The sequence below is a fragment of the Microbacterium sp. F1-18 genome, from assembly GCF_052921305.1.
The window spans coordinates 245,080-259,152 of the sequence record NZ_JBREVD010000005.1; the positions used below are offsets into that span (position 1 = coordinate 245,080).

Genomic DNA, 14,073 nt, shown 5'->3' on the forward strand with positions numbered 1-14,073 from the left:
CCGGGCATGTCCCGGGGCCCTTCGTCGTGTCGGTCGGCGTGAGCGCACTCCTCCGGATTAGCGTGGAGAGGTGGCACGCATCGGGGGTCGGAACGTCGTCTTCGCCTGGATCGTCGGCGTCTTCTGCGCCGGCGTGATCGGGGTGCTCGCGTTCCTGACCGTCCCGCTCGTCACGACGGGCATGGGGATGCTCGGCGCAGGCGCCGACGAGGGTGCCGCCGCCGCGGCCGCCGACGGCCCGCAGCAGTGCCGTGACCTGTACCCCGAGGCGCTGTGGGTGACGCTCCAGTACTCGCCCGGCGCCGAGCTCGAGCAGACGCAGGACGCCCCCGTCTCGACCGCGGCAGCCCTCGTCGAGGCGCTCGCTCCCGAGGTCCGTTTCACGTGCGCGTGGACCTCGGATGCCGGGTCGATCTCGACGACGGTCGGATCGGTGGGAACGGATGCCGGTTCGATCGCGGCATCCGCGCTGCCCGCTCAGGGCTTCACGTGCGATGAGAGCGGCGTGCGCACGCTCTGCTCGCGCACTGACGGCGACCTCGTCGAGACGATCGAGGCGGGAGAGGGGCACTGGGTCTCGACGTCTCAGTCGGTGTGGCATCCCGAGCAGTACGCGAGCCGCGTCGGCAACGCGGTCTTCGCCCCGTCCCGCTGATCAGGGCGCGGGCGTCGCGGCGCCGGCGGGCCAGAGCGACGCGATGATGCCCGTCGTGTAGCCCTCGGGCGCGAGGTGCGAGAACTGGGTGTCGATCAGCACGCCGTCGCGGAAGAACAGCGTCCGTCCGTCTGTGACGGGGTAGCGCGCGTTCTGCCAGGTCTTCTCGCAGCGCACGCCTCCGGCCGGTTCGTAGCAGGTGAAGCCGATGCCGGTGAGCTCGTTGAAGAAGTCGATCACGGGATTGCGCTCGGCGTAGCCGATGGTCGTCTCGATCTTGGCGGTGTCGGCGGCCGGGTCAGCCCAGACGCAGCGCAGCGACCCGTCGGCCCGGAGTCCGCTCTCGCCGAAGGCCGGGTCGTTCAGCGGCACGGATGCGAGCGCGGTCCGGGCGGGTGCGCCGAGGATGCCGGCGCAGTCGCGGGGGAGCACGGTGGTCGACACCACCGAACCGGATGCCGCCGGCGGCGGCCCGCCCGCCTCGGCCGATACCGTCATCGCGGGCGTCGGGGTGACGGCGTCGACCGGCGTGGTCGCACCCGGGGTCGCGGCCGCGCCGGTGCCGGGTTCGGGCGCGCAGCCCGCGAGCAGCGCGACCGCGAGGACTACCGCGGCGGGCGCGAGGCGGGGGAGGGCGCGCGAGGTCATGGGACGACGATACGTCCGCACCTGCGGACGGGTGCGCAGACACGTCGGCACGCCTGCGCGGCGCGCCCCCGTCGCCGGGATATCCTCGCCTCTGCGGCGGCACCGGCCACCGCGTGAGGAGCACATCGCATGAGCGACCCCAAGTACGGCGAGCCGGTCGACGAGCCGCAGCCGGTGGACGACGTCGTGGGCAGTGCCCGGGCAGGGCTCGCCGACGCCGAGGCGTCGCGCGGTGCGGTCTCGGTCGACGACTGGGACGCCGCATACTCTGGCTCCGGCAACCTCCCGGAGCGGTCCGCGACCGCTGACGACACGGAGCGCCCCGCGTCCGACGGCACGACCGCTGCGGCGGATGCCGCCCGGATCGATGCCGCTTCGCACGACGAGCGCACCGACACCGTCGGCTCGTCCGCGACCTCCGACAGCTGGAACTCGCCCAGCGAGTGGGACTCCCCGCGCGACGCGGACACCGCGACCACCGGAGACCCGGATGCCGCGGCATCCACCACCGATGCTGCCTCCGGCACCGCTGCCGCCGCCGGCGCAGCCGCCACGAGCGATACCGCGACGCGCGCCTACCGTGCCGACGAGGCCGATCGGGCGAGCACGGTGAGCGCGAGCGAGCCCGTCGCCGAGACCCCGGCGACCGCCGCGCCGAGCCCGCAGCCCATCTTCGTGCAGGCGCCCGAGGCGCCCACCCCGCGTGGCAACCGCGGTGCGGCCGGCGCCATCGGTCTCCTGGCCGCCATCGCCTTCGCGCTGATCTACCTGGGTGCGGCGCTGGGGATCGATGCCGTGCGCGGTGAGGTCACGACCGCCAACATCGCCGACCAGGCTCTGGCAGCCGCCACCTCGTGGTGGTTCTGGGTACCCGTCGCGGTGTTCTTCCTGGCGTTCTGGATCCTGGGCGCGTTCATCAATCGCGGACGGTGGGGTCTCTGGGTCCTCCTCGGCCTGCTGGTGGGTCTCGCGTCCTACGCGGGTCACATCGCCGGACAGCTCTTCCAGGCCCCGTTCTGGACGATCGCGCCCAGCCAGGCGCTCACGATCGTCGGCGAGCATGCATTCGCGCCCCTAGCGCTGGTGGCTCTGGTCGCCGGTCGCGAGCTGACGATCTGGTTCGGCGCCTGGGTCGCCGCCCGCGGTCGCCGCGTCACCGAGATCAACGCCGAGGCGCAGCGCGAGTACGAGCGCACCCTCGAGGCGGGGCCGCAGCTGCACCGCTACTGATGTCCACCCCCTCCGGCGGAATGCGCCCCGGGCTCGCCACCGCTTTCGCGGTCGTGGGCTTCGGGGCGCTCGCCATCTGCGGCCTCGGCATCCTGAGCCTCGCGACGGGGCAGGATGTCGTCGCCGTCCGTGGCCTCGGACCGGTCCCCGGCGCTGTCGGGTTCGCCGGTGCGGTCGTCGCGGTCGCAGCGGTCCTCGCCAGCACGCTGCGCGCGGCACGGCCGTCGTATGCGATCGCGGCCCTGACGGGGGTCGTGTCGCTGTTGGGATACCTCGTCGGGCTCGTCGGATCGGCCCTGTTCGTGGGGGTCGACGCGGCCCGCGCCCTCGCGGCGGCCGGCGGCTTCGCGGTGTCGTGGTTCGGCGTGCTCCTCGTCATCGCCGCGGCGACAGCGGGGTGGTCGGCGGTAGCCCTGGTTCGCACGCGGGCGACGCCGCCGCGGTGGGCCTGGGAACGCGATGAGGACGAATGACGCGAAATCCCCGCGTCATCGGCCCGGATCGGCGACAATAGGCCCGTGGAGCGGTCGCTCGAGACCCAGGTCAGCCAGGCGGTGGATGCCTGGCTGCGTTGGCTGCCGCGCTGGCAGCCGGCAACGCACCGCGGTCGGGTCGCTCCCTGTCGGCGGTGCATCGGCTCGCCCGTCCTGTCGGCGGTCGGTCTCGGGGCCGACGTTCCCCACGGGGTGCAGCACGGTCTGTCCACGCGCATGAAGTCCATCGTGGATGCCGCCGTCGCGGAGTACACCTCGCGCAACCTGCCGATGCTGCAGGCCGAGCTCGATCAGCAGGCCGCGCGCAACCGGGCACGCAGCTATCGTCCGGCAGAGGGCCTCGAGCCCGAGTTCGAAGGTCTGCCGCTCGACCCCGATCCGGTGGCTGGAGCGCCGTTCCTCTTCACAATCTCGGGGCTGGCTCAGGAATCCGACCAGGCGGTGCCCGATCTCCCGCCGCTCAGCAGCGAGGCCAAGGCGGCCCTGCGTCAAGAGGTGGGTCTCGCCGACGACTACGCGAACATGATCGGGCGCGAGGTGTGCGCGGTGCTCCTGCACCACCGGCTCCGCGTTCAGGCGGCCGTGGCGCAGCATGTGGAACCGCAGATCGAGGCGATGCTCGCCGAGCTCACCCGGTCACTCGACGCTCCCTTCGAACCGGGCCCCGATCGCGGCGGCGCGGTGTGACGACGGTGGTCGAGCGCCGCTGGCCCTATCGTGGGATGCGATGACCACCTCCGCCAACGAATCGCTCCTCATCCTCCTCGTCGTTCTCTCGACGGTGCTGGGTGCGGTCTTGTACGTCTGGACAGCGCTCGCGCTGGCCGGCCTGTTCCGCAAGACCGACGAGGAGCCGTGGCAGGGGTGGGTGCCCGTGCTGAACATCGCCGTGGTGCTGCGCATCGCCGAGTTCAGCCCGTGGCTCGTGCTCATCGGCCTCTTCCCCGTGGCCGGTCCCCTCGTGGTCTACGTGCTGCTGGTGATCTCCGCGAACCGCATCGGACGGGGCTTCGGCGTCGGGCCCGGCATGACGGTGCTCGCCGCTCTGCTCTTCGTCGTGTGGGCGAGCATCCTGGGACTCGGGCCCGCCCGTTGGCGCCAGGAGCGCACCGCCGAGGTCACGCCGCCGCCCTGGGTCTTCACCCCGCCGCTGTCCGAGTCGGAGCAGGACGACCCGCAGATGCGGTCGCCTCGCGCTCCGGAGCCCACGGCGCCGCCGACGCTCGCCACCCCGACGCTGTCCGCGCGGCACTTCAGCCCCGAGCCGCTGGCCGCCAGTGGCGAAGCCGTCGCCGAGCGCGAGGAGACGCCGACAGGCCTGCAACCTTCGCCGTGGGCGCCGCCGTCGCCCTTCGCCCCCGCCGCCGTTCCGGAGCCCGCCGCCGACCTCTCGACGCCTACGACCGCACCGGCTGCCGCGGTCGTACCGTTCGCGGGCGATGCTGCTGCTGTCGAGCCCGAGCCCGAGCCCGAGCCCGGGCGCGAGCCCCAGCTCGCGCCCGGGTCGGAGCCCGCGCCGGCAGTCGAGCCGCGGGCCGCGGCATCCGCTTCCGCCGAGCGCGATTCGCCGGTCGCGTCCACCGAGGGCGCCCCGGTCGACGAGCCGCAGCCCGACCGCAGGCCCGCGTTCTCCGAGCCGGCACCGCGGGAGGCGCGCGAGCCGATCCTCCGCGAGCCGGCGCCGGCGGCTGAGACTCGCCCGGAGCCCGCCGACGTCGCGTCGGAAAGCTCAGACGCTGACGACGACGGCTCGGACGACGCCCGCTGGCCGTCGGAGATCGACGACGTCTCGGCGATCTCGCCGTCGCCGTTCCCGTCGCGCGCGGCATCCGACCGCCCCGGGGTGGTGCCCTCGTTCGCCGATCCCGACGCCGCCTCCGGTCTCGGCGCGGGACGCCGGACGTGGGATGCCGTTCCCGCCACGCCGATCGCCCGCCGCGCATTCGCGCGGACCCCCGATGAGTTCCCCGAGCTGTCCGACGAGGTCTCCGCTGTCGCGAGCGCTCCCGCGGCCGGCGCACCGCGGACGGCGGAGGCGGCGGTGCCCGCACAGCTCCGCCGGGCAGAAGGGCCCGACGACGGCGACATCGACCACACCGTCGTCGTGGCGCGCCGCCGGGTCTACTGGCAGCTGGTGCTGCCCGACGGCGAGATCGCGCCGCTGACCGGCGACGTCGCCATCGTCGGACGTCAGCCCGCGCCCGACCCGGAATATCCCCGTGCCCAGCTCGTCGCCATCGAGGACAGCACGCGCACGGTGTCCAAGACGCACGCGCGACTGGAGCTGCGGTCGGGGCTGTGGCACATCACCGACCTCCATTCGACGAACGGCGTCGTCCTCACCAACTTCCTCGGAACCGAGATCGAGCTCGAGCCCGGATCCGACGCTCCGGCGGGCGAGCGGTTCCTCCTGGGCGACGCAGAACTGCGTATCGAGCGGCCCGGAGCCTGAGACCGATACCACCGGCATCCGTCGGCGTTTGCCCGCCTCGCCGCAGAGGCGTATCATTGATCGGGTGTGCGCTCGTGCGCGCCCTGCGTCGTGCCTCGGTCCGATGGTCAGGTCGAGGCGGAGCACGCGAATCGGGATCGTCCTGCGAACAGGACGCCCCCACGGCATATCCACCCTTCGAAAACGCAGCATTCGTGACGCGCCGGTGGATCTGTGGTGAAACCACGACGCTGTCACCGTGCAGCACTACAAGGAGAGAACGTGCCAACCATTCAGCAGTTGGTTCGCAAGGGTCGCTCGCCGAAGGTCACCAAGACCAAGGCGCCCGCTCTGAAGGCGAACCCCCAGCAGGCGGGTGTCTGCACCCGCGTGTACACGACCACGCCCAAGAAGCCGAACTCGGCCATGCGCAAGGTCGCACGTGTCAAGCTCCGCAACGGCACCGAGGTCACCGCCTACATCCCCGGCGAGGGCCACAACCTGCAGGAGCACTCGCTCGTGCTCGTCCGCGGTGGTCGTGTGAAGGACCTCCCCGGTGTCCGTTACAAGATCGTCCGCGGTGCGCTCGACACCCAGGCCGTCAAGAACCGTAAGCAGGCTCGCAGCCGCTACGGCGCGAAGAAGGGTTGAGTTAGATGCCTCGTAAGGGACCCGCACCCCGCCGCGTCGTCGTCAACGACCCGGTCTACGGTGCTCCGATCGTCACGCAGCTCGTCAACAAGATCCTCGTCGACGGCAAGAAGTCGATCGCCGAGTCGATCGTCTACACCGCCCTCAAGGGTGTCGAGGCCAAGAACGGCCAGGACGCCGTCGCGACGCTGAAGAAGGCGCTCGACAACGTCCGTCCGACCCTCGAGGTCAAGAGCCGCCGCGTCGGTGGCTCGACCTACCAGGTGCCCGTCGAGGTCAAGCCGCACCGCGCGAACACGCTCGCGCTGCGCTGGCTCGTCTCGTACGCCAAGGGCCGTCGTGAGAAGACGATGACCGAGCGCCTGCAGAACGAGATCCTCGACGCCTCGAACGGCCTCGGTGCCGCGGTCAAGCGCCGCGAAGACACCCACAAGATGGCCGAGTCGAACCGCGCCTTCGCGCACTACCGCTGGTAAACAGCTTTTCGGTGCCGGCCGGGGGAACCTCCCCGGCCGGCGCTCCCGACCAAACGTAAGGAACAGCCCGTGGCACAAGAAGTGCTCACCGACCTCAACAAGGTCCGCAATATCGGCATCATGGCGCACATCGATGCCGGCAAGACGACGACGACCGAGCGCATCCTGTTCTACACGGGCGTCAACCACAAGCTCGGCGAGACGCACGACGGCGCCTCGACCACCGACTGGATGGAGCAGGAGAAGGAGCGCGGCATCACGATCACGTCTGCCGCCGTGACCTGCTTCTGGAACAAGAACCAGATCAACATCATCGACACCCCCGGCCACGTCGACTTCACGGTCGAGGTCGAGCGTTCGCTGCGCGTCCTCGACGGCGCGGTGGCGGTCTTCGACGGCAAGGAGGGCGTCGAGCCCCAGTCCGAGACCGTCTGGCGTCAGGCCGACAAGTACGACGTGCCGCGCATCTGCTTCGTCAACAAGATGGACAAGCTGGGCGCCGACTTCTACTTCACCGTCGACACCATCGTCAGCCGCCTGGGCGCCAAGCCGCTCGTGCTGCAGCTCCCGATCGGCGCCGAGAACGACTTCGTGGGCGTCATCGACCTCGTCGAGATGCGCGCGCTGGTCTGGCCCGGCGACGCCAAGGGTGACGTGACCATGGGCGCGAAGTACGAGATCCAGGAGATCCCGGCCGACCTCGCCGACAAGGCCGCCGAGTACCGTCAGCGCCTCCTCGAGACCGTCGCCGAGTCCGACGACGCGCTGCTCGAGAAGTTCTTCGGCGGCGAAGAGCTGACCGTCGCCGAGATCAAGGGCGCGATCCGCAAGCTCACCGTCGCAGGCGAGCTGTACCCCGTGCTCTGCGGCTCGGCGTTCAAGAACCGCGGCGTGCAGCCCATGCTCGACGCGGTCGTCGACTTCCTCCCCTCGCCCCTCGACGTGCCCGCCATTGAGGCGCACGACCCGAAGGACGAAGAGAAGGTCATCGAGCGTCACCCCGACGCGAACGACCCGTTCGCGGCGCTGGCCTTCAAGGTCGCCGTGCACCCGTTCTTCGGTCGCCTCACCTACGTCCGCGTGTACTCGGGTCACCTCGACTCGGGCGCGCAGGTCATCAACTCGACCAAGGGCAAGAAGGAGCGCATCGGGAAGATCTTCCAGATGCACGCCAACAAGGAGAACCCGGTCGACTCGCTCACCGCGGGCAACATCTACGCCGTCATCGGCCTGAAGGACACCACGACCGGTGACACCCTGGCCGACCCGGCGGAGCCCGTCGTCCTCGAGTCGATGACGTTCCCCGAGCCCGTCATCGAGGTCGCGATCGAGCCGAAGACCAAGGCCGACCAGGAGAAGCTGGGTGTCGCCATCCAGAAGCTCGCCGAAGAGGACCCGACGTTCCGCACCGAGCTCAACCCCGAGACGGGTCAGACCGTCATCAAGGGCATGGGCGAGCTGCACCTCGACATCCTCGTCGACCGCATGAAGCGCGAGTTCCGCGTCGAGGCGAACGTCGGCAAGCCGCAGGTCGCGTACCGCGAGACGATCAAGAAGGCCGTCGAGCGTCACGACTACACCCACAAGAAGCAGACCGGTGGTTCGGGTCAGTTCGCGAAGATCCAGTTCGCGATCGAGCCCCTCGAGGTCACGGCCGACAAGACGTACGAGTTCGAGAACAAGGTCACCGGTGGCCGCATCCCGCGCGAGTACATCGAGCCGACCAACCAGGGCTTCCAGGACGCGATGAACGTCGGCGTGCTCGCCGGCTACCCCATCGTGGGTGTCAAGGCGATCCTGCTCGACGGCGCGTCGCACGACGTCGACTCGTCCGAGATGGCGTTCAAGATCGCCGGTTCGATGGGCTTCAAGGAGGCGCTGCGGAAGGCCAACCCGGTCATCCTCGAGCCCCTGATGGCCGTCGAGGTGCGTACGCCCGAGGAGTACATGGGCGACGTCATCGGCGACCTGAACTCCCGTCGTGGCCAGATCCAGTCGATGGAGGACGGCTCGGGCATCAAGATCGTCCGCGCTCTCGTCCCCCTGTCGGAGATGTTCGGCTACATCGGTGACCTGCGCTCGAAGACCTCGGGCCGCGCGGTCTACTCGATGGAGTTCGACAGCTACTCCGAGGTCCCCCGCGCGGTGGCCGACGAGATCGTCCAGAAGAACAAGGGCGAGTAAGCCCTCGGGATGCCGGGGGCCCACGCTCCCGGCATCCACTCAAACTGAATATCGACCTCTCTACTAGAGTGAAAACATCCCCGTAGAGAACCGGTCGCAATCCAGCGCCCGGAGATCTACAACGACAGTCCTGAGGAGGACCCAGTGGCTAAGGCCAAGTTCGAGCGGACCAAGCCGCACGTCAACATCGGAACCATCGGTCACGTCGACCACGGCAAGACGACGCTCACCGCGGCGATCTCGAAGGTGCTCGCTGACAAGTACCCGTCGGCCACCAACGTGCAGCGTGACTTCGCGTCCATCGACTCGGCGCCCGAAGAGCGTCAGCGTGGTATCACGATCAACATCTCGCACGTCGAGTACGAGACCCCCAAGCGTCACTACGCTCACGTCGACGCCCCGGGTCACGCTGACTACATCAAGAACATGATCACCGGTGCCGCTCAGATGGACGGCGCGATCCTCGTGGTCGCCGCCACCGACGGCCCGATGGCTCAGACCCGCGAGCACGTCCTGCTCGCCAAGCAGGTCGGCGTTCCCTACCTGCTGGTCGCGCTCAACAAGTCCGACATGGTCGACGACGAGGAGATCCTCGAGCTCGTCGAGCTCGAGGTTCGCGAGCTGCTGTCGTCGCAGGACTTCGACGGCGACAACGCTCCCGTCGTCCGCGTCTCGGGCCTGAAGGCTCTCGAGGGCGACGAGAAGTGGGTCAACGCGATCGTCGAGCTCATGGACGCCGTCGACGAGTCGATCCCCGACCCGGTGCGTGACAAGGACAAGCCGTTCCTCATGCCCGTCGAGGACGTCTTCACGATCACCGGTCGTGGAACCGTCGTCACCGGTCGCGCCGAGCGTGGCACCCTCGCCATCAACTCCGAGGTCGAGATCGTCGGCATCCGCCCGACGCAGAAGACCACGGTCACGGGTATCGAGATGTTCCACAAGCAGCTCGACGAGGCCTGGGCCGGCGAGAACTGTGGTCTGCTCCTCCGCGGCACCAAGCGTGACGACGTCGAGCGTGGCCAGGTCGTCGTGAAGCCGGGTTCGGTTACCCCGCACACCAACTTCGAGGGCACTGCCTACATCCTCTCGAAGGAGGAGGGTGGCCGTCACAACCCCTTCTACACGAACTACCGCCCGCAGTTCTACTTCCGCACCACGGACGTCACCGGCGTCATCTCGCTGCCCGAGGGCACCGAGATGGTCATGCCCGGTGACACCACCGACATGTCGGTCGAGCTCATCCAGCCGATCGCCATGGAAGAGGGCCTCGGCTTCGCGATCCGTGAGGGTGGCCGCACCGTCGGCGCCGGCACGGTGACCAAGATCATCAAGTAAGTCTCTCGACTTCCTTCGCGGAACCCCTCGGACCTTCGGGTCCGGGGGGTTCCGTCGTTTCGCAAGCTGTTGACGCCGGCCCGGCGGCGCGCTGTCATGGCTTCAACCGTTCGACGAAAGGACCGGGCCATGGGCGTGGACGACATCATCAACAAGGGCAAGCAGATGTTCGAGCAGAACCGCGACAAGATCGAGGAGGCCCTCAAGAGCGAGAAGGCCGAAGAGGTCAGCGACAAGTTCCTCCAGGGCGCGGCGGATGCCGTGAAGAAGGTCGTGCCGGAGCAGCAGCACGCGAAGATCGACGAGGTGCGCGAGAACGTCGACAAAAACATCGGCAACCAGTAGGCCAAGCGCCGAGAACGCACCGCCGCCGCGAGGGCGCACCGTAGATGGTGCGTGGTCGCGTCGACGGTGCGTTTTCGCGTTCCCGCGGGGGTTCCTCCCCAGCGGTGCAGGGCGCGGGGCTATGCGCGGGGAGCGCGGGCGGGGGAGGAGCGGGGCTGCGGGGGCGGGCACCGTGGGGGCGTGACCGAGCACGACGACCTGATCCTCCGGCGCGATGCGCGTCGTCATGGCGAGGCGTCCACCCTCGATCGTGCCGTCGCCGACGGAGAGCTCGTGCGCGTGCGGCGGGGGGTCTACGTGGCGGCATCCCGGTGGGTGGCTGCACGGCCGGAGGAGCGGATGCGGCTGCGAGCGCACGCTTTCGCCGCGGTCGCCACTCGCGAGCCGGTCTTCTCGCACGCGACAGCCGCCGCGCTGCATGGGCTGCCGGTCCACCGCGGCGACGACGCTCGCGTGCACACTCTCGAGCTCGGCCCGGCGCCGGCTCCGAGTCGCAGCGACGTCGTGCGGCATCGGCACGAGGTCATCGCTTCCGACATCACGTCCGTCGATGCGCTGCAGGCGACGAACATCGCCCGCACGTTGTTCGATGTGCTCTGCGCCGAGAGGGCCGAGACCGCGACAGCGGCGATGGATGCGGCGCTGCGAGCGGTGGCGTGGCAGGGCCGGGGCGTCTACGACCGGGCTGCCGCCGCGGCGCTGGTCGCCGACGTGACCGGTCGCATCGAGCGGGCTCCCGGCGCCCGCGGCATCCGTCGCGCGCGCTTCGTGGTCTCGATCGCCGACGGCCGCGCGCAGCTGCCGGGTGAGAGCATCAGTCGGCTGTGGATGCAGCAGCTCGGCGCCACGGAGCCGACGCTCCAGCATCCGGTGGCTCTCGGCGGCGGGCGGTGGGCGTTCCTCGATTTCGCGTGGCCCCGGCTGCGGAGGTTCGGCGAGTTCGACGGCGACGGCAAGTACCTCGATCCCGCGTTCACAGCGGGCCGCTCACCCCGCGACGTGCTGCGAGCCCAACGCGATCGTGAGAGTCGCATCGTCGCGGCGACCGGCTGGACTCCGATCCGGTGGGGGTGGGAGCGACTCGCCTCACGCCCGACGTTCGCCGCATTCCTCCGCGCCCACGCCCTCCTGCGCTGACCCACCCACCCCCCAACCCGCCCCCCCAACCCACTCCCCAACCCACCCCCCCCAACCCATCCCGCCGAACGCGCACCATCGCCGCGAGGGTGCACCATAGAAGGTGCGCGGTCGCGGCGGCGGTACGTGTTCGGCGGCCCGCGGCGGCCGCGCCCGGCGTCACGCGGATATCGCGACACGCCCGGGTTTGCGACACGCCCGGGCGGCACGTAGACTATCCAGGTTCCACATTCCGACGGGTGCCCAGCATCCCGGATCACTGTCACGACAGTGCATAGGCGGCGCGAAGCGCAGAGTCCTAGGCCACGGGCAGATGAACATCGAACCCCACACCGACCTGGAGACAGGATGCGCGCCTGCGCGCACGGTGCGGAACCGCGGGGAGACTCGCGGGTTTGACATCAGAACAGTGGTGCAGCATCACCGCCCCGGCGGTGAGAAGTGCCCGGCGCAGACCGCGCCACCGGGCGTCCAATGCGCTCGCGACCAGCGAGACGTAAGACGCGATAAAGAGAGTGAGCAGACAAATGGCGGGACAGAAGATCCGCATTCGCCTGAAGTCGTACGACCACGAGGTCATCGACACCTCGGCACGCAAGATCGTCGACACCGTGACCCGTGCGGGCGCGACTGTCGTCGGCCCCGTGCCGCTGCCGACCGAGAAGAACGTCGTGTGCGTCATCCGGTCGCCCCACAAGTACAAGGACAGCCGCGAGCACTTCGAGATGCGCACCCACAAGCGTCTGATCGACATCGTCGACCCGACGCCGAAGGCTGTCGACTCGCTCATGCGACTCGACCTCCCGGCCGACGTCAACATCGAGATCAAGCTCTGAGGTTCGACATGGCTGACATCAACTCCAAGGTTTCCAAGGGCCTCCTCGGCACCAAGCTCGGCATGACCCAGGTCTGGAACGAGCAGGGCAAGCTCGTCCCCGTCACGGTCATCGAGATCGCGCCGAACGTGGTCACCCAGGTCCGTACGCCCGAGAAGGACGGCTACTCGGCCGTTCAGATCGCTGCCGGCCAGATCGACCCCCGCAAGGTCAACAAGCCCCTCACGGCCCACTTCGAGGCCGCCGGCGTGACCCCCCGTCGCCACCTCACCGAGGTGCGCACGGCGGATGCCGCTGACTACTCACTCGGTCAGGAGCTCACCGCCGGTGACACGTTCGAGGCCGGCCAGCTGGTCGACGTCGTCGGCACCAGCAAGGGCAAGGGCACCGCGGGTGTCATGAAGCGCCACAACTTCAAGGGCGTCTCGGCCTCGCACGGTGCGCACCGCAACCACCGCAAGCCCGGTTCCATCGGTGCCTCGTCGACGCCCAGCCGCGTCTTCAAGGGCATGCGCATGGCCGGCCGCATGGGTGGCGAGCGCGTGACCGTCCTCAACCTCACGGTGCACGCCGTCGACGCCGAGAAGGGTCTGCTGCTCGTCAAGGGCGCCGTCCCCGGTGCACGCGGCCGCATCGTCTACGTCCGCAACGCTGTGAAGGGTGCCTGATCATGGCTGACTCGACTCTCGCGCTCGACGTCCGGAGCGCTTCCGGCAAGAAGGCCGGCTCCGTGGAGCTGCCCGCCGCGCTCTTCGACGTCAAGACCAACGTTCCCCTCATCCACCAGGTCGTCGTCGCGCAGCTCGCGGCGGCTCGCCAGGGCACCCACTCGACCAAGCGTCGCGGTGAGGTCTCGGGCGCCGGCCGCAAGCCCTTCAAGCAGAAGGGCACGGGTAACGCCCGTCAGGGCTCGATCCGCGCGCCGCACATGACCGGTGGTGGCATCGTGCACGGCCCCAAGCCGCGCAACTACTCGCAGCGCACCCCCAAGAAGATGGTCGCCGCCGCACTCCTCGGAGCGCTCAGCGACCGTGCTCGCGGCCAGCGTCTGCACATCATCGACTCGTTCGGTGTCGAGGGCGCGCCCTCGACCAAGGCCGCAGCCGCCGTGCTGACCGGTCTCGGCGCCACGAAGAACGTCCTCGTGGTCATCGAGCGCGGTGACGAGATCACCGTCAAGAGCGTGCGCAACCTCGCGTACGTCCACGTGCTGACGTTCGACCAGCTCAACGCCTACGACGTGCTCGTCTCGGACGACCTCGTCTTCACCAAGGCCGCCTACGACGCGTTCGTCGCGTCCAAGGCCGGCGCCACCGAGGAGGTCTCGGCATGACCGCCGTCAACAAGGACCCGCGCGACATCATCCTGAAGCCGGTCGTCTCCGAGAAGAGCTACGGGCTCATCGACGAGGGCAAGTACACGTTCCTCGTGGACCCCCGCGCTTCGAAGACCGAGATCAAGCTCGCGATCGAGAAGATCTTCGGTGTCAAGGTCGCCGCGGTCAACACGCTCAACCGCGCGGGCAAGTCCCGTCGCACCCGCTTCGGCACCGGCAAGCGCAAGGACACCAAGCGCGCCATCGTCACCCTGAAGTCGGGCACCATCGACATCTTCACGGCAGTCGGCTGACGGTCGGGATAGAGGACAA

At 69.4% G+C, this 14,073-nt stretch carries 16 protein-coding genes; 15 read left to right on the plus strand and 1 reads right to left on the minus strand.

The features are described from left to right. The first annotated feature begins 70 nt into the window (after positions 1-70). Positions 71-655 (plus strand): hypothetical protein, encoded by a 585-nt coding sequence (locus ACU6RU_RS14725; RefSeq protein WP_446726924.1) that lies wholly within the window; start codon positions 71-73, stop codon positions 653-655. Here the strand turns inward: ACU6RU_RS14725 and ACU6RU_RS14730 are convergent, their stop codons facing one another. Beyond that, a complete protein-coding gene (locus tag ACU6RU_RS14730) occupies positions 656-1,303 on the minus strand; it encodes a hypothetical protein (RefSeq protein WP_120264510.1) in 648 nt (215 codons plus the stop codon). A 129-nt stretch (positions 1,304-1,432) separates the two neighbouring features. Between ACU6RU_RS14730 and ACU6RU_RS14735 the strand changes: the two genes are divergently transcribed. The 14 genes from ACU6RU_RS14735 (at position 1,433) to rplW (ending at position 14,054) form a co-directional block, all read left to right on the plus strand. Then, complete coding sequence (locus tag ACU6RU_RS14735; protein ID WP_446726925.1) at positions 1,433-2,533, plus strand: ABC transporter; 1,101 nt, start codon at positions 1,433-1,435, stop codon at positions 2,531-2,533. Continuing rightward, positions 2,533-3,006, plus strand: a complete 474-nt coding sequence (locus tag ACU6RU_RS14740; protein ID WP_289330276.1) for a hypothetical protein — start codon at positions 2,533-2,535, stop codon at positions 3,004-3,006. The genes ACU6RU_RS14735 and ACU6RU_RS14740 overlap by 1 nt, the downstream gene beginning before the upstream one ends. A 45-nt stretch (positions 3,007-3,051) precedes the next feature. Next, positions 3,052-3,714 (plus strand): spermidine/putrescine ABC transporter substrate-binding protein, encoded by a 663-nt coding sequence (locus ACU6RU_RS14745; RefSeq protein WP_446726926.1) that lies wholly within the window; start codon positions 3,052-3,054, stop codon positions 3,712-3,714. 40 nt (positions 3,715-3,754) lie between these two features. Beyond that, positions 3,755-5,479 carry a DUF5684 domain-containing protein gene (locus ACU6RU_RS14750; protein ID WP_446726927.1) on the plus strand — a complete coding sequence of 575 codons (1,725 nt, stop codon included), beginning with the start codon at positions 3,755-3,757 and terminating at the stop codon, positions 5,477-5,479. A gap of 261 nt (positions 5,480-5,740) precedes the next feature. After that, the gene (gene rpsL, locus ACU6RU_RS14755; protein WP_018187369.1) at positions 5,741-6,109 is read left to right on the plus strand and encodes a 30S ribosomal protein S12; all 369 of its coding nucleotides are present in this window, start codon (positions 5,741-5,743) and stop codon (positions 6,107-6,109) included. 5 nt (positions 6,110-6,114) lie between these two features. After that, positions 6,115-6,585, plus strand: coding sequence for a 30S ribosomal protein S7 (gene rpsG, locus ACU6RU_RS14760; RefSeq protein ID WP_023954027.1), 471 nt, complete (start codon positions 6,115-6,117; stop codon positions 6,583-6,585). Between the two features lie 69 nt (positions 6,586-6,654). After that, positions 6,655-8,769 carry an elongation factor G gene (gene fusA / locus ACU6RU_RS14765; RefSeq protein WP_412936650.1) on the plus strand — a complete coding sequence of 705 codons (2,115 nt, stop codon included), beginning with the start codon at positions 6,655-6,657 and terminating at the stop codon, positions 8,767-8,769. A 144-nt stretch (positions 8,770-8,913) separates the two neighbouring features. Continuing rightward, a complete protein-coding gene (gene tuf / locus ACU6RU_RS14770) occupies positions 8,914-10,107 on the plus strand; it encodes an elongation factor Tu (protein ID WP_023954029.1) in 1,194 nt (397 codons plus the stop codon). Between the two features lie 129 nt (positions 10,108-10,236). Next, positions 10,237-10,452 (plus strand): Rv0909 family putative TA system antitoxin, encoded by a 216-nt coding sequence (locus ACU6RU_RS14775; protein WP_120264232.1) that lies wholly within the window; start codon positions 10,237-10,239, stop codon positions 10,450-10,452. 180 nt (positions 10,453-10,632) lie between these two features. Next, on the plus strand, positions 10,633-11,589 hold the full coding sequence (locus ACU6RU_RS14780; protein WP_446726928.1) for a hypothetical protein: 957 nt from the start codon (positions 10,633-10,635) through the stop codon (positions 11,587-11,589). Positions 11,590-12,116: 527 nt separating this feature from the next. Beyond that, positions 12,117-12,425: a 30S ribosomal protein S10 gene (gene rpsJ / locus ACU6RU_RS14785; RefSeq protein ID WP_017201594.1), complete on the plus strand. Its 309-nt coding sequence runs from the start codon at positions 12,117-12,119 to the stop codon at positions 12,423-12,425. Positions 12,426-12,433: 8 nt separating this feature from the next. Next, positions 12,434-13,093: a 50S ribosomal protein L3 gene (rplC, locus tag ACU6RU_RS14790; RefSeq protein ID WP_023954036.1), complete on the plus strand. Its 660-nt coding sequence runs from the start codon at positions 12,434-12,436 to the stop codon at positions 13,091-13,093. A gap of 2 nt (positions 13,094-13,095) precedes the next feature. Continuing rightward, complete coding sequence (gene rplD / locus ACU6RU_RS14795; protein ID WP_120264234.1) at positions 13,096-13,758, plus strand: 50S ribosomal protein L4; 663 nt, start codon at positions 13,096-13,098, stop codon at positions 13,756-13,758. After that, positions 13,755-14,054 carry a 50S ribosomal protein L23 gene (gene rplW, locus ACU6RU_RS14800; protein WP_023954040.1) on the plus strand — a complete coding sequence of 100 codons (300 nt, stop codon included), beginning with the start codon at positions 13,755-13,757 and terminating at the stop codon, positions 14,052-14,054. The genes rplD and rplW overlap by 4 nt, the downstream gene beginning before the upstream one ends. The last annotated feature ends 19 nt before the right edge of the window (positions 14,055-14,073 follow it).